Here is a 26,565-nt window from a genome sequence, read left to right on the forward strand (position 1 = left end):
CGGTCGGTGGTCATGCGGTCGCGACCTCTTCGCCGCTCAGAGCGGCGGCCCGGCGTCGGCGCCGGATGGGACGCTGCTTGAGGCTGTCGATGGAGACGGCGAGGATGATGACGACGCCCTTGATGAGCAGCTGGGTGAAGAACGGGACGTTCATGAGGATCAGGCCGGTGCTCAGGACGCCCAGGATCACCGCGCCGATGAGGGTGCCGACGATGCGTCCGCGGCCCCCGGCCAGGCTGGTGCCGCCGAGGACGACGGCGGCGATCGCGTCGAGCTCGTAGCTGGTGCCGGCGGTCGGCTGGGCGGAGACGACGCGTGCGGCGAAGATGACACCGGCGAGGCCGGCGCACAGCCCGGCGATGACGTAGACCGAGGTGATGATGCGCTTGACGTTGACGCCGGCGAGGCGGGCGGCCTCGGGGTTGCCGCCGACGGCGTAGACGTGGCGTCCGTAGCGGGTGCGTTCGAGGATGAACCAGGCCACGAGGTAGACGATCGCCATGACGATGACGGGGACGGGGATGCCTGCGATGTAGCCGTTGCCGAGGTCCCGGAAGTTCAGGGCGTTGTCGACGATGGGCTGGCCGCCGGTCATCGTGTAGGCGAGGCCGCGGAGGAAGGTCATCGAGGCCAGGGTGACGATGAAGGCGGCTAGTGCCATGTAGGCGATGAACAGGCCGTTCAACAGCCCGGCGACGGCGCCGGCCAGGACGCCGGCGAGGATGGCGACCGGTGACGGGGCGCCGGCCATCGCGGTAAGGACGCTGACGACGCCGGAGACGGCCATGATCGATCCGACGGAGAGGTCGATGCCGGCGGTGATGATGACGAAGGTCATCCCGGCGGCGAGGATCGCGTTGATGGAGATCGACCGGGCGATGTTCAACAGGTTGTTGGTCGACGCGAAGTTCGGGGCGATCAGTGCCATGAGGCCGACGAGCAGCACAAGCACGACGAGGATGCCGACCCGGTCCCACCAGCGGGCGAAGTCGAAGGGCTCCTTGGTGTCTGAGCCGGCGGGCGTGAGGGTAGTGGTGTCGTTCATCGGGCTTCTCCGGTCGAGTGGGCCGCCGTGCCGGTGGCGTGGAACATGACGTCTTCTTCTGTGGCGCTGGCCGGCAGTTCCGCGACGATCTCGCCGGCACGCATGACGAGGATCCGGTCGCTGATGCCGATGGCCTCGGGCAGGTCCGAGGAGACCACCAGGATCGCCTTGCCCTGGGCGGCCAGCGTGTCGATGAGTTCGTAGATCTCTCTCTTGGCGCCGATGTCGACGCCACGCGTCGGCTCGTCCAGGATGAGGACCTCGGAGTCACGCATCAGCCACCGGGCCAGCGCGGCCTTTTGCTGGTTGCCGCCGGAGAGAGCTCTAACGGGCAGTCCGATGGCGTTCTGTCGCAGGTTGAGACGCTGCATCTCCTTCTTCACCGACCGGCGGATGCCGGGGCGGTCGAGAACGCCCGCCTTGGTGTGCTTGTCGAGCGCGCTGATGGCGATGTTGGACTCGACGGTGTGCTGGAGGAACAGCGCCTGCTCCTTGCGGCTCTCGGGGACCATGGCGATGCCGTGCTTGATCCCGGCGAGAGGCGAGTGAGCGTCGGACGGTTGGCCGTTGACGAGCACCCGCCCGGAGTCCCGGCGGTCGGCCCCGAAGATGAGGCGGACAGCCTCGGTGCGGCCCGAACCGATGAGCCCGGCGAGGGTGACGACCTCCCCGGCACGCACGCTGAGACTCACGGGCCCGACACCCGTACCAGTGAGGTTGTCCACGACGAGGATCTCGGCGCCGGGAGTGCGCCGCTCGTGGACATAGAGGTCGTCCACTGCGCGACCAACCATCATGCGTACGACGTCGGGTGGGTCGATCGCGCCCTTCTCCCGCGTGCCGACATAACTGCCGTCCCGGAAGACGGTGACGCGGTCGGCGAGCTGCCAGACCTCCTCCATGCGGTGGGAGATGTAGATCAGCCCGACGCCGGCGTCGCGCATCTCGTTGATGATGCGGTACAGCTGGATGGCCTCGGCCCGTGAGAGAGCTGCGGTCGGCTCGTCCAGCACGAGGATGCGGGCGTCCTCGCTGACGGCGCGGGCGATCTCGACCATCTGCTGCATGCCGACGCTGAGGTCGCCCAGCGGACGGCGGGGGTCGATCCTGGCGCCGATGCGCGCGAGCTTCTCCCGGGCAGAGGCGAGCATGGCGCGGCGGTCGAGTGCACCGAACCTCGTGCGCGGTTCCTGGCCAAGTGCCAGGTTCTCGGCCACGCTCATCGCCGGGACCGTGTTCAGCTCTTGGTGGATGATCGCGATGCCGTGCGCGCGCGCGTCGGCGGGGGAGGTGATGTCGATCTCCTGGCCGTCGATCAGGATGTGGCCTGCGTCCCTCGACTCGTTGCCGGCGAGGATCTTCATCAGGGTCGACTTCCCGGCGCCGTTCTCGCCCATGAGGGCGTGGACCTCTCCGGCTTGGAGGTCGAAGTCGACGCCGTCGAGGGCAAGGGTCGGCCCGTATCGCTTGGACACGCCGCGCAACTGCAGTAGCGGCGCCGTTGTTGATGCTGTCATGACGTCTCCATTCGGCCTCGGTGTGTGCGGCGCCGGATCCGGCGCCGCACACACCGTGAGGGTCACCAGCCGGGGTACTCGCTGACGTTGTCGCGGGTGACCAGTTCGCTGGGAATGAGGATGGTGGTCTCCGCGGGCGGCTCCCCGTTGACGATGTCCTCGGCCACCTGCACTGCCTGGCGCACCATCTCTGCCGGGTTCTGGGTCGCGGTACCGACGAAGGGGGAACCCTCTCGCTCGAGCTCTTCGACGCCCTCGGGGCTGCCGTCCACGCCGGTGACGATCACCTGGTCGCTCAGCCCGGCCTGCTCGACCGCAAGGACGGCGCCGAGAGCCGACGGGTCATTCATCCCGAAGATCCCCTGGACGTCTGGAGTTGCCGTCAGCATGTCGGTGGTCACCGCGAGTCCGGACGCTCGGTCGTTCATCGACGATTGGTGTCCCACGACCTCGATGCCGGGGTAGTCCTCCATGACGTTCTCGCAGCCGGTGATCCGGTCGATGATGGTCTGGATCGGCGTTCCGTCGACGATGAGGATCTTTCCCTCGCCGCCCATCTGCTCGAAGAGGTACTCGCACGATTTTTCACCGGCCTCCACGGCGTCGGTCATGATGACCGCGTCCGCGCCCTTGGCGGGGGTGTCGACGGCGATGACGATGACGCCGGCCTGCTTGGCGCGCTCGATGGCCGGCTCGATGCCGTCCTGGTCCACCGCGCTGATGACGATGAGGTCGACCCCCTGCTGGATGAAGGCGTCGATCTGGGTGTTCTGGTTGGCAAGGTCCAGGCGCGCGTCCTGGGTGTTCACCGTGGCACCGATCTCCTCGGCCGCCTCTTTGGCGCCCTTCTCCATGGCGGAGAAGAACGGGTTCGACATGTCTTGAACCATCAGGCCGATCGAGTCGATGGACTCCGGCCCCTCGGCGGCGACGTCGTCGCCGGAGGTGCACGCGGCGAGACCGAGTGCGGCGACCACGGCAAGTGTGGCGCCGATCGTCGGGCGGGGGCTCATCTTCACCTTGACTCCTTCATTGGGGTGCCGCGGCTGTGCGGCGGTAGTGAACGGTTTGCTGGGCGGTTCGCGGACGCACCACACTCGCTGGTGTCCGGCTCGTCCCTGGTGTTTCGGAGGTGCGGTCGGGGTGTCAGCAGCCGCAGGACTGCCGGATCGTGAGCGTTGCGGCCACCTCCTGCCTGTCTTCGGGCAGATACACCGGCACCGGCCGCTCGCCTTCTCGTTCCGCCTGGATCTGTCTTTCGATGAGGCGGGTGAGTGTGGACGCAGCGAGGTCGCCGATGTTGCTGGCGTTCTCATCGAGGACGGTCAGCGGCGGGGCGAGTAGCGGTGCCCAGGCGAACTCGTCGAACGCGACGAGGGCAACGTCTTCTGGAACGTTCAGTCGGCGGCCGCGGAGGACTTCCAGGACCCCCTGCAGCAGCGGGTTGTTGCCGGCGATGACGGCGCGGGGGGGGCGGGTGCCCTCGCGGTCGAGGTACGAGGCGAATGCCGTCGCCGCGGACCTCGGATCGTTCTCGCTGTCGATCACGACGAGGTTCGCCCCCAGCCGCGCAGCGGCCTCGCGCATGCCGCGCTCACGCGGCGCACGGGTGGTCCACCGGGAGGGATACATCAGTAGCAGCCACTCGGTGTAGCCGTGAGCAGCGAGGTGTTCCGCCACGTCTCGGCTTGCGGCGTAGTTGTCGGTCGTCACGCTGGCCGCACCGGCCACCCCGGCCGGTGGGGCGGAGTCGACGAACACCACGGGGATGTCCCACGTCTGGAGCAGTTCGGCGTTGTGCGGACTGAGCGTGAGGGTCGATATGACGCCGGCGGTGCGGTGCTCGATGACGTTCTGGACGGTGGCGTCCTCGACCTGGACGGTGTAGGCGCCCTCAGCCGCCAGGTCGGCGACCATGGCGGTCCGGCCCGAGGACCGTAGCGTCCGCTGCACACCTCGCATCAGGTCGATGTAGTAGTAGTTGGACGTGCTGGCGGTCAGGACGGTCACGGTGCGGCGGGTGTTCTTCCGAAGTTCCTGAGCGGCACGGTTCGGCACGTAGCCGAGCTCGCGCGCGGCCCGCAGAACGGCCTCACGACTCTGCGCGGATACGCCGTCGCCGTCGCCGAGCGCACGCGACACCGTCCACACCGACAGCCCAGCAGCTCGACTGACGTCCATCATGGTGGGCTTCTTCGCCACCCTGACTCACCCTCCTAAACGATTAGGTCGAGGCCCCTGCGCCTGCGTGGCACCTAAACGTTTAGGAGGAAGGTAGGGATCGTCTCGTACGGTTGTCAACCCCTGTTTCATCCGGGGTCAGCCTTGGTCCCGCCACCCCGCTCGGCGCAGCTCTGGCGTTGGGACACAGCTTGCTCTCGACGTCGGCAGCGCCCAACTGTCGCCGGGCGCTGGGGGAGGAGCGGTTCCGGTGGGGACCTTCTCGACCCGGCGTTGCGAGTACCCGTGTCGGGGATTCGTTGTAGTCTCGAAACTACGTCGTAACAACGTCGTTTTGCCATCGCCCCCGAATAGAGAGAGAGAAGGTCCCAGCCGTGGTCGCAGCAAGCGCCAACGCCGGACACCGATCTCGAGCCGCCTCCCACTCCGCCCGCCGCCGGCCCGAGGACTGGACGGTCGAGCAGATCGCCCAGTACCTCAGCGAGAACCTCGGCCCCAAGCTGGTGGCCCACATGGTCGGCAAGAGCCCCCAGACGATCGCCCGTTGGGCCGAGGGAACCCAGAAGCCACCACAGCCCGACGTCGAACGGCGGCTCCGCGGCGCGTTCCAGATCGTCCAACTCCTGGTCGAGACCGACTCCCGCCACGTCGTACGCGCCTGGTTCATCGGCATGAACCCTCAGCTCGAGGACCGCAGCCCCGCCGAAGTCATCGCCGACGGTGACGTGCGCGCCGCCATGGCCGCCGCCCGGGCGTTCACGACCGGGGGATGAGCACCCCGAAGCCACACCTGGTCACGGCCCCCGACGTGATGTGGCGCGTGGCGCGTTTGGGGATGGGGACTCGGTTCTCCGAGATCGAGCCGGCTGACGCCCTCTCCCAGAACGCAGGGAACCGCTTCGACGTCGTAGGCGGAGGAGTGCTCTACACCTCAACCGACATCGAGGGCTGTTACCGCGAAGTCCTCGCTCGGCTCCGCCCCGCACCCGGCATGGTCGACCTGGACGAGGACGAAGGCGGCCACATGCGAGCCGGCAACGTGGCGGCATCCTGGCGCGAGAACCGGCGGCGATTCGCCCTGGCCGTGCCCGAGGCGCTGCCGTTCGTGGACGTCGAGCATCAGGACACCTGGAACGCCCTGGAGGCTGCCATCACTCTGCCGCCGAACGTCCCTCACCTGGACGTCGGACACATCCGCGGCGCCGACCGACTGCTCACACGTGCCATCGCGACATGGGCCTACACCCAGACCGACGACGAGGGTGAGTCGCTGTACTCCGGCCTGCGCTATCTCTCACGCACCGGTGACTTCGAGTGCTGGGCGATATTCGATGGCACTCCCGTCATAGAGATCGCGCCGGCCGGTGAGATCACCAATCACGACAAGGCTCTGCGCCGCGTCGCGGAGGCCTACCGACTCACACTTCACTAGGGACACCCGTCCCGACTGGCCCGGCTGCGGGGGTGCGGTCACCTCCTCATCCGCGACCACCCACACTTGGGGACGGACCGGACGCACTGCGCCGAGCAGATTCGCGGGCGCCTCGGTCTACGGGGCAAGGCGTCACCGACTGGCCGGGCCGGTCACTGCCAGCATCCAGCCCTCCACCGCTCCACGGCCTACCTCGGCTCGATACCGGAGGCCGACTCACCCGGCGGCGGCGAACGCGCGGGCGGCCGCCAGGACGCCGGGGCCGACCTGCTCCAGACCGCCTTCCCGCAACAGTCGCGCCGGCGCGACGTCGTCGAGACGCGGGTTCAACCCCTGGAACCAGGCCTGGACGACTCCGGGCGGGTCCTTCTCGCGTAGCAACGTCGCGATCCGGTACGCCATCCGGAGGCGGTTGAGGACGTCGGTCGAGGGCGTGCGGGGATCCTCGGCGGCGGCCCACTGTCGCACGGCCCGGGTCTCCTGGACCGAGCCCAGGTAGGCGACCAGCTTGGCGCCCAGCAGTTCGCGCAGCCGACCGACAAGTTCCGGCGCGGCCAACCGGAGCGATTCCTCGTGGGCGCGCAGGTCACCTCGCACAACGGCCGCCTGACTGCTCATGCATCTATCGTCACACAGTCACACCATAGATCCCATCATCAATCACCCCGCTGCCGACACTCTGAATCACACCGCCGATAACTGACGTTATGACAAAACTGGCCGTTCCGTCAGCAACTAGCCACTTGGGGCCGCCGCTTCCCGACCCAGCTTCGAGGACAGATCAGTGCGGGATCGGCAAGATGAGCGTCGTGACGCAGCCCGACATCACGACCGACCCGCGCACGGCCGGCGCGTACCCGCCGATCGCCCGCTGGATCCTTGGAAGCGATCTTGAGAGGAACATTCTGAGCGCGCTGGGTCCGGATGAGCGCGTGGTCGGATACTTCGAGACGTCCGATCCGATGGGCGCCCTGATCGTGTGCGAGCGGCGTGGCATCTGGTTCACCGGTCGGCTCGGCAGCGTCTATCAGAGCATCGAGCGGCCGTTCACCATCCTGGGCGGTCCGTACTCGACCATGAACAAGGTCGAGATTCGCGTCGGTGAGCGCACTTTCAAGGCGAAGACCTACAAGAGGGACGCCGCCGAGGCCCTCGCCGCGGGAGTGTTCTGACCTGCCACCTTTCGGTCCGCGAGCCGCTGCACCCTCCGCAACGATGGACGGCATGACGCAGATGGATATCATCACTGACCCGCGCACCGCCAACGCGTACCCCAAGGTCGACGGATGGATCCCCGGGACGGACCTCGAGACCAATATCCTGGAGGCGCTGGGACCGGACGAGCGCGTCGTCGGCTTCTTCGAGACCTCCGATCCGATGGGCTACCTCGCCGTGTGCGAGCGGCGGGCCGTCTGGTTCACGGGTCGCCTCGGCAGCCAGCGCGAGATCCTCGAGAGGCCACTGACTGTCCTTGGAGGACCGGCCTCGATCTTCAACGAGGTCACGATCCGGGCCGGGTACCGCACCTTTCGGGCGGTTACTACGAAGAAGGACGCCGCCGAGGCCCTCGCCACGGACATGCTCTGACGATGCCGTCACCGCGTCGCCGCGCAGTCAGGGGTCCCCGCGCCCGCGTGGTTCAGCGCCGGACCGGATGGTGTCCGGCCCGGGCAACGACTGTCGTTGGGCGTGGCGGCCGCACGGGGCCGGGTCGTTGGTCCCTCGCGTAGACCTGTACGAGGGGCAAGCATCGACGGTGCAGGCACCTGCGACGTGAGCAACTCCGATGTCCGGAGGTGCTTCGGAGATGGCGACCCTCAGCGTGTTCACCGACCACAACCTGAACGGTCAAGGTTTTGGCTACCTCGACCGGGAGGCTAAAGCGCGCATCGCGTTGCCGCTGCGATTCACGCCGGCCGTGTGCGCCGTCTTGGTCGCGATCGGGTTGGCCCTGCAGTCGCCTGTCTGGCTTGGAGTGTTGGTCCCCATCGGTCTCAGCGGGGCCCTGTTCCCCAGGGCCATGGTCACCGACGTGGTCTACAACTACGGCGTGCGTCACCTGATCGGCGCCCCGCCGCTGCCGCCCACACCGAAGCCACGACAGTTCTCCTACGTTCTTTCGACCTCCCTGGTGGCGGGGGCGGCCCTGTCCTTCCAGTTCGGGCTGCCGGTGCTGGGTTACTTGCTGGGAGGTTTTGTTCTCGTCGGGGCGAGCATTCTCACGACGACCCTCTGGTGTCTGGGGTCGTGGATCTATCGGATGGTTTTCGGTGCTCTGCCCGAGGTCGACGCATCGACGGCACTGGGAGAGCACCTTGGGCCGTCCAGCGCGCTCCACGGCGACACCGGCGGCTTCATCAAGGCTTGATCGATCGTTCGTGCGGGTGCAGTGCCGCCGGTGCCAGGCTGAGGTGGTGGACGCCGCACTGCTGGCGAGAACACTGGCCTTCCGGGCGGCCTGGCGTGTCCGGGACGGCTGGAGCACGGGCCAGCTCGAGCTGCACAGGCGGCGCGCACTGGCCGCGTTGCGCCGGCACGCCTATCAGCGGTCGGCCTTCTATCGGCAGCATCACGCTCGCCTCCTTGCCGCTCCGTTGTCGGAGCTTCCGCCGGTCACCAAGTCCGAGCTCATGGGGAGGTTCGACGAGGTGGTGACGGTGGACGGGTTGCGCCTGGCGGACGTCGAGGCGCACCTGCGGGAGCTGACGGACCGGCGTGCCGATCCGGGCAGGGCGTGGCGCCACCGTTGGTGGGCGGCCGCCACCGCGGGCACCACCGGACGGCGGGGGGTGTTCGTCTGGGGCCGGGAGGAATGGGCTGCCGTGCTGGCGTCCTACGCGCGGGCGAACGACTGGGCGGGTGTGCGGCTGGGGCTTCGTGCGCCCTTGCGGATGGCGGTGGTGAGCTCGCTGAACCCCACTCACCAGTCTGCGGTCGTCGGCGCTGCTGTTCGTTCACATCTCGTCCCGACGTTGCGGGCCGATGCGGCCACCCCCCTGCAGGAGACGGTCCTTGCGCTCAACGACTTCGCTCCCCGCCTGCTGGTCGGGTACGCCTCCGTTCTGGGAGAGTTGGCGGCCGAACAGCGCGCGGGCCGGTTGCGCATCAGGCCGGAAGCGGTGATGTCCGCCTCCGAGGTCCTCTCCCCCACCCTGGCGGCCGAGATGACGACAGCGTGGGGGTCCCAGCCGTTCGACGTCTATGCCGCCACAGAGACCGCCGGGATCGCCTCCTCGTGCGAGCGTCGCCGGCGTCACTTGTACGAGGACCTCGTCGTCTGCGAGGTGGTGGACGACGCCTACTCACCGGTGCCCGCGGGAACCCCGGGTTCCCGGCTGCTGGTGACGGTCCTGTTCTCACGGACCGTGCCGCTCATCCGCTACGAGCTCACCGACCGGGTCGTTCTCGATCCGGATCCGTGCCCGTGCGGGCGCCCTTACCAGGTTCTCGGAGGGGTCGAGGGCCGCACCGAAGAGGTTCTGACACTGCCCGCGCGAGGCGGTGGTCGGGGGGTCCGGGTCCATCCGAACGTGTTCCACGACGTCCTGGACTCCCCAGAGGTCACCGGTTGGCAGATCTCCCAGGAGCCGAACGGCTTACGGGTGCTCGTGACCGGCCGGCAGGGTCTGGCGACCGGCGCCGTCGCGGAGCGGCTTCAGCATGCCCTCGGTGACCTCGGAGTCACAGCACCCGAGCTGCGGGTAGACCTGGTCGAGCGACTCCCCCGGACCACCCTGGGCAAGAGCCGTCTGATCCGCGCGCTTCCATCCGGCCCTGGGGGTGCCCCGCCAACGTCGAGGTCGGCGGGCTAACAGGCGGCTCCTGCCGCGCTCTGCTGTTCGGCTCACGGACAGCAACACCCGGCCATGGTCGCGCACCATCGCCGGCCGCCGTGAACTGCGGGTCTCCTGGGGGCCCTGAGGCACGGCCTACCTTCCGGCTTCTCAGCTGACCTATGCACGGGTGAACGATCGACGGCCAGTACCACGGTGAATCCTTCCTCCTCGAGGGTGCCGCAGCGCGGTCGCTCGTCTTCTGCAAGTAGGACGCGCACCAACCCTCCCCACGTCCCCCGGGCGTATGCCGTTCAGGCGGCGATGAGTCCTCGCCGGCGACTGACGGTCCCGACGCCGTCCCTCCCGCTCTGGCGAAACTGCTCGTACGCTAGAAGTACACCGACAGGTGTCGCAAAGAAGCGTTCCGGGGGACGAGTGCCCGGGATCGACGAAGTCCGTGCGAGAGGTCGGCATGCCGAGGCTCGTCGGCGCATCGCGTGGGTACTGGCCGTGGGTCCGGTGCCGCGGTGGGACCGTCGCGCCTGCACGGCAGGGCGGGCGCGGACTTTGGGTCCTGCGCTCGTTGCTCGTGCTGCTCGTCACCGTGCAGACGGTTCTGGGAGTGGGACCCGGGGCAATGGCTCACGAGGACGAGAGCGAGCACGCGATCGATCTGGTGCAGCAGGCTGTCGCGCTGATCGTCAACGATGGCGGGGCCGACCGGGTGCTCGAGAAGCTCCAGGACGCGCTGGAGGCGCCGAACCCGTCCGGCGTGGACCTGGCCCTTGTGAGGAGGGCCGCGTCTGCCGTGGAGGACGCCAGGCCGGGCGCGGCGCAGGCCGCGGCGCTGGACGAGGCTCGCGGGTTGCTCCTGAAGGCGGCGCCCGAGCTGGCGGAACCGCCCTCGGCCAGCATGGTCGGGGGGCTCGCGACCGGCACCACCGTCGTGCTCGATCCCCTGGAGCCGGCGCGGGCGATCAGCGACGGCGGCGACGCCGTCGTCCTCGGCCTCGCCGCAGCCTCGATTGCCCTGGGTGTCTACCTCTCGCGGCGGTGGCGACCCCGCCACAGCGTGCGGGAGCTGAGGGCCCGCCGATCCCCGGCGAGGGGCGAGCGATGACCGGGCACGCCGCCGGCCCGCACACGGCGGCGGAGCACGCAGACAGCCGGTGGCGCCGTGCTGTCGATGCCGTCGACGAACGGATGGGCCTGACAGCGCTGGCCTACGAGGTGCCCGAGCACGCCAACAACCTGGCGTGGAGCCTCGGCGCGCTGACCGCGATCTCGTTCCTCCTGCTGCTGGTGACCGGGATCTACATCGCCCAGTGGTACGACCCGATGCCGGAGGTGGCCAACCAGTCGGTCCGGACGATCATGACCCAGGCACCGCTGGGTGCCCTTGCGCGCGGGCTGCACTACTGGGCGGCGCAGGCGATGTACGTCCTGGCGCTCCTGCACATGCTCCGCGTGTTCCTGCACGGATCGTTCAAGCGCCCACGAGAGGGCAACTGGCTGGTGGGCGCGGTGATGCTGCTTCTGACCTTCCTGGCGGTCTTCACCGGCACGGTGCTGAAGTGGGACCAGGAGGGATTCGAGGCCCTCTCCCACAACCTCGACGTTGCCGAGCTCGTGGGCGGCGCCGGCATCTGGTTCACGGCCGAGCTGGCGCCGCAGGTGCCGATCGTCGTGCGCCTGTACGCCGGGCACGCCGTCATCATCCCCGGTCTCATCCTGTCGCTGTTCGTCGTGCACGCCCTGCTGGTCAAGCGTCACAAGATCTCCGAGCACCCCGACATCCCCGGTTCCTCGGCCGAGGAGCCGGCTCCCTTCACGGAGCACCTCAAGCGGGCGGGCGCCTACGGGCTGGTCCTGCTCGGGATCCTCGCGGCGTTGTCCGTGCTGGTGCCGCCGGTCGTCGGTTCTACGCCCGTGGCCGGGGTCGAGACCACCCGACCGTTGTGGCTGTTCTGGTGGTTCTTCCCCTTCGAGGAGTGGTTCGGCATCAGCTCGGTCGGCGTCGTCATGGCGGTCGTGTTCGGCGTTCTGTTCCTGGTCCCCTTCCTCGACCGCGGGCGCCGGCGCAGCTGGCGCGAGCGCAAGGTCGCGGTCGGGGTGCTCGGCGTGATCGTGCTTTTCATGCTGGTGATCAGCATCTACGTCTGGATCAACAACGCCCGGGGGCACTGATGCCCGGCGTGCTCGCACCCGGCGCCGCCCGGCGCAGGGCACGACGCTGGTTCTGGCTCCTGCTCACCCTTGCCGTCGCCGGGGTGGGACTCGTCCGCTGGGCGGTCCGCGCCGCGCCCACACCTGCCGGCGTCGTCCTGGTGCTGCTGGCCTCTCTGGTCGTGCTCGGCGCCCTGGTGCAGGCGAGCAGGATCTGGACGGCTCTCGAAGGACCCTCGCGGCTCCCGCGCCTGCGTCACCAGCGTCGACCCGGTGATTGACGTTGCCAGCCCAGCCCTACCACGGCGACCACCGGCGACGGAGGAAATGGACCGGCCAGAGCGGCCCACTCCGGGAGGCGCTCGCCCGTGGGCCGGGCTGGTGTCCACGAGTTGCCCCTCTTTGAGATGGTCCGTCAGCGGGCGGCCCGGCCGGTCCTGGCCATGCCGGCGGGGACGTGCGCGGGTGGCTCGCCGGACTGCGGTGGGACAGGTCCCGTCTTGCGGCGGCCTGACGGTGTCAACGGACACCGGGACTTCCTCGTGGGCGGACATTTGATCTCCCCGTCCGCGGACAGTTCATCTCCCTGTGCGCGGACAGTTGATCTCCCTTGAGGTCAGGTCAACGGCACCACCCCCTTGCCGGCGGTGGCCTCGGTGAGCCGGAGGGAGGTGCCTTCGGTGACGATGACGTGGGCGTGGTGGAGCAGGCGGTCGACGGCGGCGGTGGCGAGGGTCTTGGGCATGATGGTGTCGAACCCCGAGGGGTGGAGGTTGCTCGTGACGGCCAGGGAGCGGCGTTCGTAGGCGGCGTCGACGACGCGGTAGAACGCCTCGGCGGCGGCCTGCCCGCTGGGGAGCATGCCGATGTCGTCGATGACGATGAGCTCGGCCCGGGTGATCCGCGCGATGGTCTTGGCGACCGAGCCGTCGACGGTGGCCTTGCCGATCGCGGCGGTGAGGGACTCGAGGGTGAACCAGGCGACCCGCATGCCGGCGTCGATGACCTTGTGTGCCAGCGCCTCGACGAAGTGGGTCTTCCCGGTCCCCGAGGGCCCGCTGATGGCGAGGTTCTCGGCCCGGCCGACCCACTCCAGGGTCGCCAGCGCGGACTGGGTCGGGACTGGGATGGAGCTGTCGTGCTCGCGCCAGGAGGCGAAGGTCTTCCCGGCCGGCAGGCCGGCGGTCTTGCGGCGCATGGCCTTGGTGGCCTCGTCGCGGCCGCGGACTTCCTCGGCGAGCAGGACCCGCAGGACCTCGGCCGGGTCCCAGCGTTGGGCGCGTGCGGTGGCCAGGACCTCGGGGGCGGCGGCGCGCAGGTAGGGCAGGCGCATGCGCTTGAGCACCGCGGTCAGGTCCTCGGGCAGCGGCGGCGCCGGACGGGTCGTCGTGGTGGTGGTCGTCATCGTGGGGCTCCGTTCGTGCCGAAGCTGGCCCAGGCGGCGGTGCCGGGCTGGGCGGAGTAGGACTCGTCGGCGATCACGAGGTCGGCCGAGGGGGCGCCGGTGGCGCGGTGGGTGACGATGGAGGCGAGGTCGTGCTCGGCGAAGCGGCCGGCGGCGGCCGCGACACCGAGGGCGGCGTCAACCTGCTCGGTGCCGACCAGGGTGGCGAGCTCGACCGCGGCGGCCATCTTCGCCCGGATCCGTACCGTGCCGGCCGCCGAGGCCTCGATGAGCCACTGCCGGGCGCCGGGCCCGATGGCGAGGAAGTCGGCCTCCGCGGCGGAGCGTGGCTTGATCCTGGGCGGTCGGGGCGCCCCGTCGGGATCCTGCGGATGGTCGGGATAGTGGGCGTGGTCGATCCGCGGGGACCCGGGCGTCGACAGGCGGTGGCGGGCGACCTCGACCAGGCCGCGCCGCTCCCCGACCCAGGACGGCTTGACCCTCAGGGCGTCGAGATCGACGACGATCACGAGCTCGTCGCCGGTCACGCGGCACCACACCTCGGCGTCGACCAGGCCCGGCGGGGTGGAGTAGCGCACCGACCCGAACCGCACCGTCTGATCGGTTCCGACCACCCGGGTCTGGCCCAGCGCGGCCGTGTGCGGCGCCGCCGGCAGCGGATGAAGGCGCTGGCGCTCCGCGGCGAGCATCTCGGCCGGGACCCGGCCCGTCTCGCGGTGCCGGCGCGTGTTCACGCTCTCGCAGAAGTCCTCGCAGGCGCCCTGCAGCTCGGCGAACGAGGAGTACGCGCTGCGCAGGTTCGCCTCCGTCGGGACCAGGTCGGCCTTGGCGATCCGCACCGTGTTCTCCGCCCCACCCTTCGACTCCGGGTCGAACGGGACACAGGTGTGAACCTGCAGCCCGTAGTGGCGTCCTGCCTCGACGATCTGCGGATGACGCACCGCCACCCCGGCGACGTGATCGACCGTGACGGTCCTGGCGTTGTCGGTCAGCACGTACGTCGGCGCCCCACCGATGCGCCGCAACGTCGCGTCCAGGCACGCGATCAGCGTCGCGAGGGTCTGGTCCCAGGCCGGGATCACCACCCGGAACCGTGACCAGGCCAGCCAGGCGCAGAACAGCACCGTCCGCCTCGGCTGCCCGTCCGGGCCCGGCACCTTCGGGCCCTCGCCCCAGTCGAACTGCAACCACAGCCCCGGCTCGGTGATCCACGGGCGGTAAGTGCGCCGGTTCCCCGCCCGCCAGGCCGCCTTGACCTGCGCGACCGCCCGCCGGGTGGAACGCTCGGTCCCGGTGAAGCCCAGCGCGACCAGGCGTTCGTGGACCACGTCGGCGCGGACCTTGCCGCAGGAGCGGTCGACCCACTCCTCGACCTTCGGCAGATACGGATCGATCATCCGCGGCCGCCGCGCCGGGCCCATGACCGGCCGGCCCGCGTCCCGCGCCGCGACGTAGCGGCGCACCGTCTTCGGATCGACCCCGGCCAGCTGCGCCGCCGAATGCGCGCTGCCCGTGGCATCAAACGCTTCGAGAATCTCCATGACTTCCCTGTCAGACTTCTTCACGCGTCCCTCCGGTCGGAGTGCTCAAGGTGGTCAGAGACCTCGAGCAAATCCCCGGAGGGACGCACATCTCGGGACCGACACGACATCAGCCCCACGGCCACAGACAGGGAGATCAGCTGTCCGTCAGCAGGGAGACGTCATGTCCGCCGACAGGGAGGCTGGCATGTCCGCTGGCAGACGGCGAGAGCGCTGCACCCGCCAAAAGCGATGGCGAGCGGGGCTGCTTCATCGAACGTAGCCGTGAGTGCACCGTCGAGGAGCCGCTGAGCGGCCTGGGAGTTGCGATCCTCGAGCTGCGTGTGGACCGGGTCGAGCGACTCCCCCGGACCACCCTGGGCAAGAGTTCTCTGATCGGCGCGCTTCCATCCGGCCCTGGGAGTGCCCCCCGACATCGAGGTCGGCGCCCTGACGGGCGGCTCCTGCCGCGCTCTGCTGGTCAGCTCAGGGACAGCGAAAACCGGCGATGGTGCGCACCCCATCGCCGGCCGCCGTGAGCTGCGGGATTCCGAGTCCAGCAGCACCCGCCTACCTTTGGCTTCTCAGCTGACTCTGATGAACACGGGGCTGGAGTGGAAGATCGGTCCCTCGGTCAGCGGGGTGCCCGGCTGGCGGGCGGCGATGTTGTTGCCGTTGCCGGTGTAGATCCCGACGTGACCCGGCCATGTCACCAGGTCGCCGGGCCGGGCCTCGGCGGCCGATACCCGCGTGCCGGTGGAGGCCTGCGCGCCTGAGGTGCGGGGCAGGCTGGTCCCGAACTGGGCGAAGACGTAGCTCGTGAACCCCGAGCAGTCGAACCCGGCCGGCGTGGTGCCGCCCCACACGTACGGGACGCCGAGGAACTGGCGGGCGTAGTCGACGATCGCGCTTCCCGAGGCCACCGGCGCTTCGACGGCTCCGGCACCTACGGCTGGGGCGGCGTCCGTGCTCGGCAGTTCCGTCCTCTCCCCCGCGCGGGAGGCGGCTGCGCCCGGCCGTTGGGGCGCAGGCTCGGGTTCTGCGCTGGGCGGCGGCGGTGGTGGTGTCGCTTCTGCGGTCGCGAGGTCCACCTCCCACTCGGCGTCGGAGGTGACTTTGACCGTCGGGGTGGCCAGGAGAGCGGTGGTGGCTTCGACGACCGCCGTCGAGATGCTCACGCTCGGCAGCGCTGCGGTCTCCGTGGTCGCGTCGGCGCTGGTTGCGGCCATCGTGAGGACGAGGCCGGACGAGGCCACCGCTGCGACACCACGGCGAGTGGTCGGGGCGAGGTTCTCGATGGCTGCGGTCAGGGGGGTGCTGGGGCGGCAGGGCGCGCGGTGGCGCCCACGGTTGCTGGGGGACAACGAACTACCTCTCCGAGTTCCCTGCGGGGTGAGCTGTCGGGTTGGGACTGGAGAGGCCCCGTGCTTCCGCACTTCACCCCAAGCCCGGAAAGGGCCGCATGCGTTGGTTTCCCCGCCCCTGCCACTGGAGCGCGCGATGCCGGGCGGCGGCAGGGTTCGGTCTCCGCCCGCATCTTCCGGACGGGATTGCCCGGGAGCAAGGCTCACGCTAAGAGCCTGGACACGTCCATGTCACGGTCCGATAACGATTCTTCATCGAACCTTCATGACAGCTGCCCTCTGGGGCTTTGCACGGGAAGTTGCTTAGCCCAAGCCCCCCCATGGCCGTTGGTGTTCCCGGAGTGAGGAGCGCTGAACACGTACGCAGTCGCGGCGGAGAATGTGGAGAGGTCACGGGTGTCTGGAGACCGCCGGCCAAGCCCTTAGCCCGTGGGGCACTGGCGCTCGGCCGGGTCCTTGAAGGCCGGGACCGGGCGTGCGGCGGCCTCCTCCGGGGTCGCCGCGATGCCGTTGCGCTGGATGTCGGTGATGAGCCAGTCCATCTCCCGGATCTCCCGCCGCTGCGCCTCGCTGATCCCCACGGCCAGCTCGCACACCCGCACGTCCTCGATGCCCGCCCGTTCGGACCGGGTGATAGCCAGGGAGTGGTGCGGGATCATCCCGCGCATGAAAGCGGTGTCGTCGACCGTCACCTGGCTGCGGTCCAGGTAGGCCCCGCCTCCGAGCAGCACGAGGCTGACCGCGACCACGGCGATGTTTGCCCTGGTGCTGCGGTACATGTTCAGCATCCACGCGAGCATGACCAGTCCCATGGCACCGCCCATGGTCAGGGCCATGAACACCCGGCTCTGGCTGAAGCGGATGTGGCTCCACTCCCACGAGCCGACGAACATCACCCAGTACATGACCACCATGCCCGTCAGGATCATGGCCGCGAACCGCAGGTACATCCCCCTGGAGCCGTGCGACTGCCCGCCTCCACCGTGCTGCCCGTGCCCCTCCTCTTGCGTAGCGTCGTCGTCCGCTCGGTCCGCCACTTTCACCACTCCTTGTTCGGTCCCTGGTTCCTCGTCGCCTTCCGGTCCCTGGGCGGTCCCCCAGGCCGGACGGGCCGTGGCGTCAGCCGACGGCCGCGAGGAGGTCCTCGCACGCCTGCTCGCACGCCCGGCAGGCCTCGGCGCAGATACGGCAGTGCTCGTGCATCTCGGCGTGCGACTCGCACTCATCCCCGCAGGACCGGCAGGCCTGTACGCAAGCCTGCAGCAAGGCCCGGGTGACGTTGGCGTCGTAGCCCGTGTGCCGGGACAACACCCGGGCGGTGGTGTCACAGACGTCCGCGCAGTCCAGGTTCGTCCGGATGCACTTGCGCAGCTCGGCGACCATGTCCTCGCTCAGGCACGCGTCCGCGCAGGCAGTACAGGCCTGGGCGCACGAGACCAGCGCCTCCACAGTCCTTGCCAGCAGCTCCCGGTCGAGGTTGATCTCGGCGGGGTACGTCTCCATCATCTCGACAGTCCTCATCGGTCGTCCTTCCTCTGGAGGTGTTGATTCGGCATGGGGCGACGGAGCCCGCGGCTCTTCGACGCTAGGTCGGTGATTCAGGGCTTGCACTCCGGGCGAGGCGGTTCGGTGATGAAGATTTGATGAAGATCCCGCCGCTATTTCGGCACGGTCTGTCTGAGCCGGTCCTCCCGGCCGGATCCCGTCGGGTTGTCGGGGCAGGATGTGCGGCATGAGTGCGACGGATCGTGGTGCCCGGGTGCTTGTCGTCGAGGACGAGGAACCGCTCGCCAAGCTCGTCGCGAGCTACCTGCAGCGGGACCGCTTCGAGGTGGAGCGCACGGGGGACGGCGCCGACGCGCTGGCGCTCGTCCGGCGGTGGGACCCGGACGTCGTCGTGCTGGACCTGGGTCTGCCGGGGATGGACGGGGTGGAGGTGTGCCGGCAGGTCCGCACGTTCTCGGACTGCTACATCATCATGCTCACCGCCCGGGCAGAGGAGGTGGACAAGCTGGTCGGGCTGTCGGTGGGGGCGGACGACTACCTGACGAAGCCGTTCAGCCCCCGCGAGCTGGTCGCCCGTGTGCGGGTGATGCTGCGCCGGCCCCGACGGTCCTCCGGGGAGGGCGAGCGGGAGGTGGCGCTGACGTTCGGGTCGCTCGAGGTCGACGTCGCCGGTCGGGAGGTGCGCCTGGGTGGTGAGCCGGTGGAGCTGACCCGTACACAGTTCGACGTGCTGGCGGCCCTTGCCACGCGCCCGAGGATGGTCTTCTCCCGCGAGCAGCTCATCGAGGCGGTGTGGGGCCCGGGCTGGGTCGGGGACGAGCACCTGGTGGACGTCCACATCGGGCACGTCCGCCGCAAGCTCGGCGACGACCCCGCCGACCCGGTCTTCATCCGCACCGTGCGCGGGGTCGGCTACCGCATGGGGCCGGGCCGGTGAGGATCGCCCGGTGGGGCCTGGCGGCCCGGCTCCTCGCCGCGATCGTCGTGGTCGTCCTGGCGGGGTCGGCGACCGCCTGGGCGGTCGCCTCCGCGATCGGCCCGGCGGTCTTCCACCTCCACATCGAACAGTCCGGTACCTCCGACCCGGGCGTGGTGCGCCACTCCGAGGAGGCGTTCGCCACCGCCTCGGCCTACTCCCTCGGCCTGGCCCTGGCCGCAGCCCTGGCCACCTCCGTGCTGGTCAGCATCTTTCTCACACGGCGGATCGCACACTCGCTGGACCCGGTGCGCCAGGCCGCCGCGAAGGTTGCGGGCGGTGACTACTCCGCCCGCGTGCCCGAGGTCGGGATGGGAACCGAGTTCGACGACCTGGCACGTTCGTTCAACACCATGGCCGAAGACCTGGGCCGCATCGAGCAGACCCGCACCCGCATACTCGGCGACCTCGCCCACGAGATGCGCACCCCCGTGGCGACCCTCGACGGCTACCTCGAGGGCATCCAGGACGGCGTCGTACCGGTCGACGAGGAGACCCTCGCGATGCTGCGCGACCAGGTCTCCCGCCTGGCCCGCCTGGCCCAGGACATCTCCCTCGTCACCACCGCCGAGGAGGGCAGGCTCACGATGCACCGGCAACAGGTGCGTGTCGGTGCCCTCCTGGACGCCGCGCAGGCCCAGGCCGCCGCGCGGTACGCCGTCCGCGGGATCGACCTCGACGTCACCGCGTCGACATTGGTGCGCGAGACGGTGGTCTCGGCGGACGTGGACCGGATGGGCCAGGTGCTGACCAACCTCCTCGACAACGCCCTGCGGCACACCGCCGCGGGCGGACTCGTCGGCATCCACGCCAGCCGGGAAGGCGGGACCGTGCGGATCGAGGTCACCGACGACGGCGAGGGCATCGCCGCCGAGCACCTGCCGCACCTCTTCGAGCGGTTCTACCGGGCCGACACCGCTCGGGACCGCGCGCACGGCGGCTCGGGGATCGGCCTGGCGGTCACCCGGTCGATCGTGCGCTCCCACGGCGGGGAGGTCACCGCCACCAGCGCCGGAAAGGGTCAGGGAGCGGCGTTCACCGTCGAGCTCCCTGCGGCAGACGTGGCGTAGGGGCGGCCTGAGGCCGGTGCCGCTGCCGGCGGGCCGGGAAGATCGCGGAGACCACCCAGACAGCCAGGCCCACGTAGAGCACGCACACCAGGACGAGCACGAGCCACAGCTGTACCGACATGTCGATCTCCTCCCACGGACGGGGACAAGTCTCCAACGGCAACCCCCGGCTACCCCTGCAGGTGGGACAAAGATCCCGGGCCAGTTTGATGAAGGTTTGATGAAGACCGGCCCCCGGGCTGGACCCGGCACCTGCCCCCTTGTTCCACTCCCAGGGCACAGATGTCGCCAAACGTTGGAGCACGTTCCCGTGAAGATCGCTTCCCGTCTTGCCGCCGGTACCGGCGCCCTCGTCCTTTCCCTGACCCTGGCCGCCTGCGGCGGCTCGGAGGAGGCTGCCGAGGCCGGCGCGACCCCCCAGGAGCAGGCCGCGACGGCGACCGCTGGCACGTCCGGCGACGCGGCGGTCGACGAGGCGCACAACGACGCCGACACGACGTTCGCGCAGATGATGATCGTCCATCACGAGGGCGCCATCGAGATGAGCGACCTCGCCGTGGAGAAGGCCGACTCGGAAGAGGTGCGCGCCTTGGCCGAGGACATCTCCGCCGCGCAGGGCCCGGAGATCGAGCAGATGACCTCCTGGCTGGAGGCCTGGGGCGAGGAGACCATGCCGATGGACCACGGCGGCATGGACCACGGCGGCATGGACCACGGCGGCATGGACATGGACGGGATGAGCCAGGAGGAGGCCATGGGCCACCTCGAGGACCAGTCCGGTCCCGACTTCGACCGCCGGTTCCTCGAGCTGATGATCGCCCACCACGAGGGCGCGGTGACCATGGCCGAGGACGAACTCGCCGACGGGGAGAACCCCCAGGCGCTCGAGCTGGCGCAGAAGATCATCGACGACCAGCAGGCCGAGATCGCCCAGATGGAGCAGATGCTGCAGAACCTGTGACGTTCCGGGGACGGCGCGGAGAGACGAGTCCTCGGACCTGCGAACCGCCCGCAGCCCCACGCCTTCACCCCTGACCGCCGGCGGCGCGGCCCCACTCCCCCTGGGGCGCGCCGCCGGCAAACGTATGCCTGTTCACCGGAGGAGAGTTCCTTGTCCGCCTCATCTATGACCGCGCGGGTCGCCCTCGTCCTCGCGCTGAGCACGGTCGTGGCCGCGTGCTCGCAGACCGGCACCACGCCCGACGGGACAGCCGCCGCGGCCGCGGCGAACGACCCGGGCACGGCGTTCGGTCACGTCCACGGTTTGGGTGTGAACCCGGCCGAGGACACCGTCTACGTCGCCACCCATCACGGCCTCTACTCCCTCGACGGTGCCGGCGAGCGGGTCGGCACCTCCCGTGCCGATCTGATGGGGTTCACCGTCGTCGGGGAGGACACCTTCCTGGCGAGCGGACACCCGGCTCCTGACGAGGCTGGGCCGAGCAACCTCGGCCTGATCCGCAGCACCGACGCCGGGCAGACCTGGGAAGAGGTGTCCCTAGGCGGGCAGAGCGACTTCCACGGGCTGACCGCGACCGGGGACCGGGTCTACGGCCTGGACTCGGGCACCGGGACGGTGATGCGCAGCGACGACGGCGGCGAGACGTGGCAGCAGGGCGCGAGCCTGCCCGCCCGGGACCTCGACGTCGACCCGGCCGACCCGGACCGGGTGGTGGCCACCACCGCCGAGGGGCTCGTGGTCAGCACGGACGGTGGCGTCACCTTCGCCCCGGCCGAGCTCCAGCCGCCCCGCCCGCTCGTCGTCGTAGACCACCTCCCCGCCGACGAGGGCGGCCCGACACCCCTGGTCGGCCTCGACACCGCCGGGGTGCTGTGGCGCTTCCCGGGGGCGGCGTGGAGCTCAGCCGGCCCGGAGAACGGCGAACCGCATGCGTTCACCGCGGTGGACGAGGACACCTACCTGGCCGCGTTCGGCACCGACATCGCCCGCACCGACGACGGCGGAAGCACCTGGCTGGTCGTCTCCGGGTCCGCCCGCTGACTCTCACAGCCGGGAGGTGACCTCCTGCAGGAGCTTGGCCGGCTCGAGCCACATGGAGGGGTACTCGCCCTGCCAGCGCTGGACACCGTCGGCGTCGATCAGGACGAACCCGTGCCCGGGCAGGCCCGCGTGCATGCCGGTCCCGAGGACCCCGTAGGCCTCGGAGACCATGCCGTCGTCGATCAGGTAGGGGGTAGTGACGCCGTAGCGGGTCAGGTCGGGCTGGATCTGTTCGGCCGTGTTCATCACGATCGGCAGGACGGTGATGCCCGCCTCGGCGAACCCTGGCTCCTTCTCGATCTCGGCCATCTGCACCGTGCACGAGGCGCACCCGGCGCCCTCGTTGAAGTAGATCACCACGGGGCCGCCACGCAGGTCGGACAGGGTCACCTCATCCCCCGCCGTGGTGGGCAGCGTGAAGTCCGGCGCGAGGTGGTCCTGCTCGCCCGCCTCCGGGCGCGCGGAGAGGAGCCCGGCGGTGACGACGACGACGGCGAGCAGCAGACCGAGCAGCCAGGCGATCCTGATGCGGCGGGCCTTAGCGTCGGCGGTGCGGCGCTCCTCGGCGAGCTGGGCCAGGACGGCCCCTCTCTGCCGGCGTGCCTTGGTGGCGGTGCTGGTCATCGGTGGAGCCTTTCTGGTTCGTGGGTGTCGTGGCAGGACTGTTCGGCGCCGCCGGGACCGTCCTCGTGGGCGGCTTGGGTCGACGGGGTGCGCCGGTCACGCAGCGCCGCGACGACGAAGATCGCGGCCAGGCCGAGCAGGCCGGCGCCGAGGACCGGCTCGGGCACCGGGGCAAGCCAGTTCTGCACGCCCGCGAAGACCTCGGCGAGCCACGTGCCGACCGCCTCCTGGGCGGCCGTGCCGCCGGTCATGTCCGGGCTGCCGGCCAGAGCCATGACGAAGATCCCCATGACGGCGAACGCGACCGCGACAGCGAGGTTGACGGTGTTGGTCACCAGCGTCCGCCCGGCGAGCCGCAGCCTGACCAGCCGGGCACGGAAGGGTCGGCGCTGGTCCAGCCGGAGGGTGTCCCACAGCAGCCCCATGACGAACAGTGGGAACACCATCCCGAAGACGTACGCCAGCCCGAGCACCGCACCTCCGGCCACGGACCCGGAGAGGGCGGACAGCGTCATCACGCCGGCGAGGACGGGGGCGCAGCAGCTGGAGGCGACGCCGGAGAAGACCCCCAGTGCGAAGAAGCTGGCGGTGTCGCCCCGGGCGGTGTCCGGTGCCCGCAGGAAGCTCGGCAGCGACCACATCCGGCCCGACAGCGACAGCCCCGCCAGGACGAGCATCAGCAGGCCGCCGGTGACGTACAGCGGGGCGTGGTACTTCGCGATCGCCCCGGCCACCAGGCTCACCCCGACGGTGATCGGGACCAGCACCAGGGCCAGGCCGGCGGTGAAGACGAACGTCAACGGCAGCAGCCGCCACCGCCGGTTCTTCACCGCACCGGCGAGGTAGCTCGGGGCGAGGAAGACGATGCAGCACGGGGCGAACAGGGCCACCCCGCCGGCGAAGAAGGCCGCCAGGACGGAGCCGCCGGCCAGGAGCTCGCTGCCCATCACCGGCCCCCGGCAGCCGCAGCGGGCGACGTGGCGGTCCGCCGGGCGGCGACGAGCTTCTCGAGCTTGCGCCGGGGCAGGCGGCCGGAGCTGAAGAACGCCCCGTCGACCAGCACCAGCGGGCTCAACGCCGGCCGGTGCTCGGCCACCAGCTGGATGCCCTCCTCCGACTCCAGCTCGACGATCCGCACCTCAAGACCGAGGGTGTCCACCCGCTGGGCCAGTACCCGCTCCGCGTCCTCGCAGAAGTGGCACGCCGGCGCGGTCACCACGACAACCGGAATCTTCCCTTTGTCGACGTCCACGTCGACCCCTTCCACCGAAGTAGCGCTGCTCACCAGCGAAGCGTGGCCGACCCGTACCGTCCGTTCTGCGACGGACCTGTGAAGAAACGACGAAGACTCCAGTGGCGGGCCATGCGGTGGAGAATGAATCCGTGACCGACGACGGTGACGCGGGCGTGCATCAGCAGCCCGACGGTTCCTGGATCTGGTGGGCCCGCTGGCTCGGCGGCGTCGAGCAGTCCGGCCACACCTTCCCCGGCCGTGAGGACGCCGTCCGGGCTCTGCGTGAAGTGCTCGACGACAGCACGAACGCATAAGGCCGGGATATCCCCATGATGAAGAAACTCTGAAGATTCGTGGCTTGGGGAACAGATCTGTCGCGGCACCAGTTGCGCCGGATACCCCCTCGGGGTATCAACCGCAGCACCAAGGAGGCGAGCGATGAACGGCTCAGAGCACCGACACGAACATGTACCCGGAGCGGGCCACCCCGCCGGACCGGATGACTCTGCCGAGAGCTCACCACCGGTGCACGACCGCCATGGTGGTCACGACGCCGGGCAGATGGCCCACGAAGGCCATGCCATGACGACCACGGTCGACGGTGAGCACTCAGCCCACGAGCACGCCAGCCACGCCGCGCACGCGGGACACGGCGGGCACGGCGACCACGTCGGGATGTTCCGGCGGCTGTTCTGGATCAACCTCCTCCTCGCGGTCCCGACAGTGCTGCTCAGCGGGATGTTCGCAGACCTGCTCGGCTACTCCTTGCCCCAGGCGCCGGGACTCGCACTCGTCTCGCCGGTCCTGGGCACGGTCATCTACCTCTGGGGCGGTCGGCCGTTCCTGACCGGCGCCGTCTCCGAGGTCCGGGCGCGCAAGCCCGGGATGATGCTGCTGATCGGCATGGCGATCACGGTCGCCTTCGTCGCCTCCTGGGGCGCCACGCTCGGTGTGCTGTCCCCCGAGCTGGATTTCTGGTGGGAGCTCGCGCTCCTGGTCGTGATCATGCTGCTCGGTCACTGGCTCGAGATGCGCTCCCTGGCCAAGACATCCTCGGCGCTGGACGAGCTCGCCGCGCTCCTGCCGGACGAGGCGGAGAAGGTCGACGGCGATCGTGTCGTCACGGTCGCCCCGGCCGACCTCCGGCTCGGCGATGTCGTCATCGTTCGCCCCGGCGGGCGGATCGCGGCCGACGGCACGGTCGTCGACGGCGCCGCTGACGTCGATGAGTCGATGATCACCGGCGAGTCCCGGCCCGTGCGACGGGAGAGCGGCGCCCACGTCGTCGCAGGCACCGTCGCCACGGACAACGCCCTGCGTGTGCGGGTCGACGCCGTCGGGGACGACACCGCTCTCGCGGGCATCCAGCGGCTGGTCGCCGAGGCCCAGTCCTCCACCACCCGCGCCCAGCTTCTTGCCGACCGGGCCGCGGGATGGCTGTTCTGGTTCGCCCTGGTCGCGGCGATCATCACCATCGCCATCTGGTCGATCGTCGGCAGCCCCGACTTCGCGATCATCCGCGCGATCACCGTCCTGGTCATCGCCTGCCCCCACGCTCTCGGCCTCGCGATTCCGCTCGTGGTGTCGATCTCCACCGAGCGCGCCGGCCGGGCCGGAGTCCTGGTGAAGGACCGAGGTGCACTGGAGCGCATGCGCACGGTCGACGCCGTCCTCTTCGACAAGACTGGCACCCTCACCAAGGGCGAACCGGCGCTGCACGACATCGAGACCACGAGCCTGGACCGGGACGAGCTGCTCGCCCTGGCCGCCGCGGCCGAGGCCGACAGCGAGCACCCGCTCGCCCGCGCCATCACCGCCGCGGCGGACGAACGCGGACTGAGCGTGCCCCGCGCGAGCGACTTCTCCGCCTCGACCGCCGTCGGGGTCACCGCCACCGTGGACGGACGGAAGGTCGCCGTCGGCGGCCCGAACCTGCTCGCCGAGCACGGCCTGGCCCCGCTGCCCCAGACGGCGGCATGGTCAGAGCGGGGTGCGATCGTGCTGCACGTCCTCGTCGACGGGCAGGTCGCCGGGGCGCTGGCCCTGGAGGACGAGGTGCGTCAGGAGTCCCGCGAGGCCGTCGAGGCCCTGCACGCGCTGGGCGTCCACGTCGTGATGATCACCGGTGACGCCGAACCGGTCGCCCGCGCCGTCGCGGCCGAGCTCGGCATAGACCAGGTCTTCGCAGGTGTGCGCCCGGAGAACAAGAGCGAGAAGGTCTTCGAGCTCCAGCGCCAGGGCCGCACAGTCGCCATGGTCGGCGACGGCGTCAACGACGCCCCCGCCCTCGCGCAGGCTGACGTCGGCATCGCCATCGGTGCCGGCACGGACGTCGCCATCGCCTCGGCCGGCGTCATCCTCGCCTCCGACGACCCCCGCTCCGTGCTGTCCGTCATCCAGCTCTCCCGGTCCGGGTACCGGAAGATGAAGCAGAACCTGTGGTGGCCGCCGGGTACAACATCGCCGCCGTCCCGCTCGCCGCGGGCGTCCTCGCCCCCGTCGGGTTCGTCCTGCCCATGGAGATCGGCGCACTGCTCATGTCGGCCTCGACCATCGTCGTCGCCGCCAACGCCCAGCTCCTGCGCCGGCTCGACCTCAGTCCCGAGGCCTCCACCGCCGCCGCCCACGGCGCGCCGCAAGTCCCCGGCCGCCAGGCCGCACGCCAGCCGCAGCCCGAGATGGCAAGCCGCTGACCCACCGAACCTGCAAGCCGCCTGCACAGCACGACTAGTTGAAGCACCGTTACC

The 26,565-nt window shown here is 70.0% G+C and carries 28 protein-coding genes, 1 pseudogene and 1 riboswitch; of the genes and pseudogenes, 15 read left to right on the forward strand and 14 right to left on the reverse strand.

Going from position 1 to position 26,565, the window contains the following annotated elements; translation table 11 throughout:
- Positions 1-10 precede the first annotated feature (10 nt).
- From ATJ97_RS01270 to ATJ97_RS01285, 4 genes are all read right to left on the reverse strand, one after another.
- The gene (locus ATJ97_RS01270; RefSeq protein ID WP_098482194.1) at positions 11-1,045 is read right to left on the reverse strand and encodes an ABC transporter permease subunit; all 1,035 of its coding nucleotides are present in this window, start codon (positions 1,043-1,045) and stop codon (positions 11-13) included.
- A complete protein-coding gene (locus tag ATJ97_RS01275; protein WP_098482195.1) occupies positions 1,042-2,562 on the reverse strand; it encodes a sugar ABC transporter ATP-binding protein in 1,521 nt (506 codons plus the stop codon). The genes ATJ97_RS01270 and ATJ97_RS01275 overlap by 4 nt, the downstream gene beginning before the upstream one ends.
- Positions 2,563-2,624: 62 nt before the next feature.
- Positions 2,625-3,575, reverse strand: a complete 951-nt coding sequence (locus ATJ97_RS01280; protein ID WP_098482230.1) for an ABC transporter substrate-binding protein — start codon at positions 3,573-3,575, stop codon at positions 2,625-2,627.
- Positions 3,576-3,708: 133 nt separating this feature from the next.
- On the reverse strand, positions 3,709-4,764 hold the full coding sequence (locus ATJ97_RS01285) for a LacI family DNA-binding transcriptional regulator (RefSeq protein ID WP_098482196.1): 1,056 nt from the start codon (positions 4,762-4,764) through the stop codon (positions 3,709-3,711).
- A 353-nt stretch (positions 4,765-5,117) separates the two neighbouring features.
- Here ATJ97_RS01285 and ATJ97_RS01290 point away from each other — a divergent pair, with 353 nt between their 5' ends.
- A complete protein-coding gene (locus ATJ97_RS01290) occupies positions 5,118-5,516 on the forward strand; it encodes a hypothetical protein (RefSeq protein WP_098482197.1) in 399 nt (132 codons plus the stop codon).
- A complete protein-coding gene (locus ATJ97_RS01295; RefSeq protein WP_098482198.1) occupies positions 5,513-6,175 on the forward strand; it encodes an RES domain-containing protein in 663 nt (220 codons plus the stop codon). The genes ATJ97_RS01290 and ATJ97_RS01295 overlap by 4 nt, the downstream gene beginning before the upstream one ends.
- 216 nt (positions 6,176-6,391) lie before the next feature.
- Here the strand turns inward: ATJ97_RS01295 and ATJ97_RS01300 are convergent, their stop codons facing one another.
- Positions 6,392-6,793 (reverse strand): hypothetical protein, encoded by a 402-nt coding sequence (locus ATJ97_RS01300; RefSeq protein WP_098482199.1) that lies wholly within the window; start codon positions 6,791-6,793, stop codon positions 6,392-6,394.
- Positions 6,794-6,975: 182 nt separating this feature from the next.
- Here ATJ97_RS01300 and ATJ97_RS01305 point away from each other — a divergent pair, with 182 nt between their 5' ends.
- From ATJ97_RS01305 to ATJ97_RS01335, 7 genes are all read left to right on the forward strand, one after another.
- Positions 6,976-7,347: a hypothetical protein gene (locus ATJ97_RS01305; RefSeq protein ID WP_098482200.1), complete on the forward strand. Its 372-nt coding sequence runs from the start codon at positions 6,976-6,978 to the stop codon at positions 7,345-7,347.
- 52 nt (positions 7,348-7,399) lie between these two features.
- Positions 7,400-7,762, forward strand: a complete 363-nt coding sequence (locus ATJ97_RS01310) for a hypothetical protein (RefSeq protein WP_098482201.1) — start codon at positions 7,400-7,402, stop codon at positions 7,760-7,762.
- A gap of 220 nt (positions 7,763-7,982) precedes the next feature.
- Positions 7,983-8,543, forward strand: a complete 561-nt coding sequence (locus tag ATJ97_RS01315; RefSeq protein ID WP_170037028.1) for a DUF4395 family protein — start codon at positions 7,983-7,985, stop codon at positions 8,541-8,543.
- 46 nt (positions 8,544-8,589) lie between these two features.
- The gene (locus ATJ97_RS01320) at positions 8,590-9,987 is read left to right on the forward strand and encodes a phenylacetate--CoA ligase family protein (protein ID WP_098482231.1); all 1,398 of its coding nucleotides are present in this window, start codon (positions 8,590-8,592) and stop codon (positions 9,985-9,987) included.
- A gap of 601 nt (positions 9,988-10,588) precedes the next feature.
- Positions 10,589-11,071 carry a hypothetical protein gene (locus ATJ97_RS01325; RefSeq protein WP_170037031.1) on the forward strand — a complete coding sequence of 161 codons (483 nt, stop codon included), beginning with the start codon at positions 10,589-10,591 and terminating at the stop codon, positions 11,069-11,071.
- Positions 11,068-12,138: a cytochrome b N-terminal domain-containing protein gene (locus ATJ97_RS01330; protein ID WP_098482204.1), complete on the forward strand. Its 1,071-nt coding sequence runs from the start codon at positions 11,068-11,070 to the stop codon at positions 12,136-12,138. Before ATJ97_RS01325 ends, ATJ97_RS01330 begins: the two co-directional genes overlap by 4 nt.
- Complete coding sequence (locus ATJ97_RS01335; RefSeq protein ID WP_098482205.1) at positions 12,138-12,398, forward strand: hypothetical protein; 261 nt, start codon at positions 12,138-12,140, stop codon at positions 12,396-12,398. The genes ATJ97_RS01330 and ATJ97_RS01335 overlap by 1 nt, the downstream gene beginning before the upstream one ends.
- 335 nt (positions 12,399-12,733) lie before the next feature.
- Here the strand turns inward: ATJ97_RS01335 and istB are convergent, their stop codons facing one another.
- The 5 genes from istB to ATJ97_RS01360 all read right to left on the reverse strand — a co-directional run bounded on the left by istB (position 12,734) and on the right by ATJ97_RS01360 (position 17,927).
- Positions 12,734-13,522, reverse strand: coding sequence for an IS21-like element helper ATPase IstB (gene istB / locus ATJ97_RS01340; protein ID WP_098482059.1), 789 nt, complete (start codon positions 13,520-13,522; stop codon positions 12,734-12,736).
- Entirely contained in the window at positions 13,519-15,063 is a 1,545-nt protein-coding gene (gene istA, locus ATJ97_RS01345) for an IS21 family transposase (RefSeq protein ID WP_098482060.1), read from the reverse strand. Before istA ends, istB begins: the two co-directional genes overlap by 4 nt.
- Before the next feature lie 563 nt (positions 15,064-15,626).
- Positions 15,627-16,271: a C40 family peptidase gene (locus ATJ97_RS01350; protein ID WP_143426841.1), complete on the reverse strand. Its 645-nt coding sequence runs from the start codon at positions 16,269-16,271 to the stop codon at positions 15,627-15,629.
- 138 nt (positions 16,272-16,409) lie between these two features.
- A riboswitch (cyclic di-AMP (ydaO/yuaA leader) is annotated at positions 16,410-16,553 on the reverse strand.
- A 275-nt stretch (positions 16,554-16,828) separates the two neighbouring features.
- Complete coding sequence (locus ATJ97_RS01355; protein WP_098482232.1) at positions 16,829-17,356, reverse strand: DUF305 domain-containing protein; 528 nt, start codon at positions 17,354-17,356, stop codon at positions 16,829-16,831.
- Between the two features lie 169 nt (positions 17,357-17,525).
- Entirely contained in the window at positions 17,526-17,927 is a 402-nt protein-coding gene (locus ATJ97_RS01360; protein ID WP_098482207.1) for a four-helix bundle copper-binding protein, read from the reverse strand.
- Between the two features lie 211 nt (positions 17,928-18,138).
- On the opposite strand from ATJ97_RS01360, the gene ATJ97_RS01365 reads away from it, so the two are divergent.
- Both ATJ97_RS01365 and ATJ97_RS01370 read left to right on the forward strand, forming a co-directional pair.
- Positions 18,139-18,849, forward strand: coding sequence for a response regulator transcription factor (locus tag ATJ97_RS01365; protein WP_245861947.1), 711 nt, complete (start codon positions 18,139-18,141; stop codon positions 18,847-18,849).
- Positions 18,846-19,958 (forward strand): sensor histidine kinase, encoded by a 1,113-nt coding sequence (locus ATJ97_RS01370; RefSeq protein ID WP_098482209.1) that lies wholly within the window; start codon positions 18,846-18,848, stop codon positions 19,956-19,958. Before ATJ97_RS01365 ends, ATJ97_RS01370 begins: the two co-directional genes overlap by 4 nt.
- Here ATJ97_RS01370 and ATJ97_RS19620 read toward each other — a convergent pair.
- Complete coding sequence (locus tag ATJ97_RS19620) at positions 19,924-20,079, reverse strand: hypothetical protein (protein WP_170036995.1); 156 nt, start codon at positions 20,077-20,079, stop codon at positions 19,924-19,926. The two genes, ATJ97_RS01370 and ATJ97_RS19620, sit on opposite strands and share 35 nt — an antisense overlap.
- A gap of 189 nt (positions 20,080-20,268) precedes the next feature.
- On the opposite strand from ATJ97_RS19620, the gene ATJ97_RS01375 reads away from it, so the two are divergent.
- On the forward strand, positions 20,269-20,919 hold the full coding sequence (locus ATJ97_RS01375) for a DUF305 domain-containing protein (protein ID WP_245861950.1): 651 nt from the start codon (positions 20,269-20,271) through the stop codon (positions 20,917-20,919).
- A 150-nt stretch (positions 20,920-21,069) separates the two neighbouring features.
- A complete protein-coding gene (locus tag ATJ97_RS01380) occupies positions 21,070-21,960 on the forward strand; it encodes a F510_1955 family glycosylhydrolase (protein WP_143426842.1) in 891 nt (296 codons plus the stop codon).
- A 3-nt stretch (positions 21,961-21,963) separates the two neighbouring features.
- On the opposite strand, the gene ATJ97_RS01385 is transcribed toward ATJ97_RS01380, so the two are convergent.
- Genes ATJ97_RS01385 through ATJ97_RS01395 form a run of 3 tightly spaced genes read right to left on the reverse strand, consistent with a single transcriptional unit; the run spans position 21,964 to position 23,869 of the window.
- Positions 21,964-22,584, reverse strand: a complete 621-nt coding sequence (locus ATJ97_RS01385) for a peroxiredoxin family protein (protein WP_098482093.1) — start codon at positions 22,582-22,584, stop codon at positions 21,964-21,966.
- Entirely contained in the window at positions 22,581-23,531 is a 951-nt protein-coding gene (locus ATJ97_RS01390; protein ID WP_098482094.1) for a cytochrome c biogenesis CcdA family protein, read from the reverse strand. Before ATJ97_RS01390 ends, ATJ97_RS01385 begins: the two co-directional genes overlap by 4 nt.
- Entirely contained in the window at positions 23,531-23,869 is a 339-nt protein-coding gene (locus ATJ97_RS01395; RefSeq protein WP_245861915.1) for a glutaredoxin, read from the reverse strand. The genes ATJ97_RS01390 and ATJ97_RS01395 overlap by 1 nt, the downstream gene beginning before the upstream one ends.
- A 98-nt stretch (positions 23,870-23,967) precedes the next feature.
- On the opposite strand from ATJ97_RS01395, the gene ATJ97_RS19625 reads away from it, so the two are divergent.
- Together ATJ97_RS19625 and ATJ97_RS01400 are read left to right on the forward strand one after the other, a co-directional pair.
- The gene (locus tag ATJ97_RS19625) at positions 23,968-24,132 is read left to right on the forward strand and encodes a hypothetical protein (protein ID WP_170036998.1); all 165 of its coding nucleotides are present in this window, start codon (positions 23,968-23,970) and stop codon (positions 24,130-24,132) included.
- A gap of 124 nt (positions 24,133-24,256) precedes the next feature.
- Positions 24,257-26,511: pseudogene (locus ATJ97_RS01400) on the forward strand (heavy metal translocating P-type ATPase).
- The last annotated feature ends 54 nt before the right edge of the window (positions 26,512-26,565 follow it).

It is taken from the genome of Georgenia soli (assembly GCF_002563695.1).
Classification (GTDB): Bacteria; Actinomycetota; Actinomycetes; order Actinomycetales; family Actinomycetaceae; genus Georgenia; species Georgenia soli.

Coding starts and splice junctions, on each gene's coding strand:
- ATJ97_RS01270 (WP_098482194.1), bottom strand. CDS start 1,045: ATGAACGACACCACTACCCTCACGCCCGCCGGCTCAGACACCAAGGAG.
- ATJ97_RS01275 (WP_098482195.1), bottom strand. CDS start 2,562: ATGACAGCATCAACAACGGCGCCGCTACTGCAGTTGCGCGGCGTGTCC.
- ATJ97_RS01280 (WP_098482230.1), bottom strand. CDS start 3,575: ATGAGCCCCCGCCCGACGATCGGCGCCACACTTGCCGTGGTCGCCGCA.
- ATJ97_RS01295 (WP_098482198.1), top strand. CDS start 5,513: ATGAGCACCCCGAAGCCACACCTGGTCACGGCCCCCGACGTGATGTGG.
- ATJ97_RS01300 (WP_098482199.1), bottom strand. CDS start 6,793: ATGAGCAGTCAGGCGGCCGTTGTGCGAGGTGACCTGCGCGCCCACGAG.
- ATJ97_RS01305 (WP_098482200.1), top strand. CDS start 6,976: ATGAGCGTCGTGACGCAGCCCGACATCACGACCGACCCGCGCACGGCC.
- ATJ97_RS01310 (WP_098482201.1), top strand. CDS start 7,400: ATGACGCAGATGGATATCATCACTGACCCGCGCACCGCCAACGCGTAC.
- ATJ97_RS01315 (WP_170037028.1), top strand. CDS start 7,983: ATGGCGACCCTCAGCGTGTTCACCGACCACAACCTGAACGGTCAAGGT.
- ATJ97_RS01325 (WP_170037031.1), top strand. CDS start 10,589: ATGGCTCACGAGGACGAGAGCGAGCACGCGATCGATCTGGTGCAGCAG.
- ATJ97_RS01330 (WP_098482204.1), top strand. CDS start 11,068: ATGACCGGGCACGCCGCCGGCCCGCACACGGCGGCGGAGCACGCAGAC.
- ATJ97_RS01335 (WP_098482205.1), top strand. CDS start 12,138: ATGCCCGGCGTGCTCGCACCCGGCGCCGCCCGGCGCAGGGCACGACGC.
- istB (WP_098482059.1), bottom strand. CDS start 13,522: ATGACGACCACCACCACGACGACCCGTCCGGCGCCGCCGCTGCCCGAG.
- istA (WP_098482060.1), bottom strand. CDS start 15,063: ATGGAGATTCTCGAAGCGTTTGATGCCACGGGCAGCGCGCATTCGGCG.
- ATJ97_RS01350 (WP_143426841.1), bottom strand. CDS start 16,271: ATGGCCGCAACCAGCGCCGACGCGACCACGGAGACCGCAGCGCTGCCG.
- ATJ97_RS01355 (WP_098482232.1), bottom strand. CDS start 17,356: ATGTACCTGCGGTTCGCGGCCATGATCCTGACGGGCATGGTGGTCATG.
- ATJ97_RS01360 (WP_098482207.1), bottom strand. CDS start 17,927: ATGAGGACTGTCGAGATGATGGAGACGTACCCCGCCGAGATCAACCTC.
- ATJ97_RS01365 (WP_245861947.1), top strand. CDS start 18,139: ATGAGTGCGACGGATCGTGGTGCCCGGGTGCTTGTCGTCGAGGACGAG.
- ATJ97_RS19620 (WP_170036995.1), bottom strand. CDS start 20,079: ATGTCGGTACAGCTGTGGCTCGTGCTCGTCCTGGTGTGCGTGCTCTAC.
- ATJ97_RS01385 (WP_098482093.1), bottom strand. CDS start 22,584: ATGACCAGCACCGCCACCAAGGCACGCCGGCAGAGAGGGGCCGTCCTG.
- ATJ97_RS01390 (WP_098482094.1), bottom strand. CDS start 23,531: ATGGGCAGCGAGCTCCTGGCCGGCGGCTCCGTCCTGGCGGCCTTCTTC.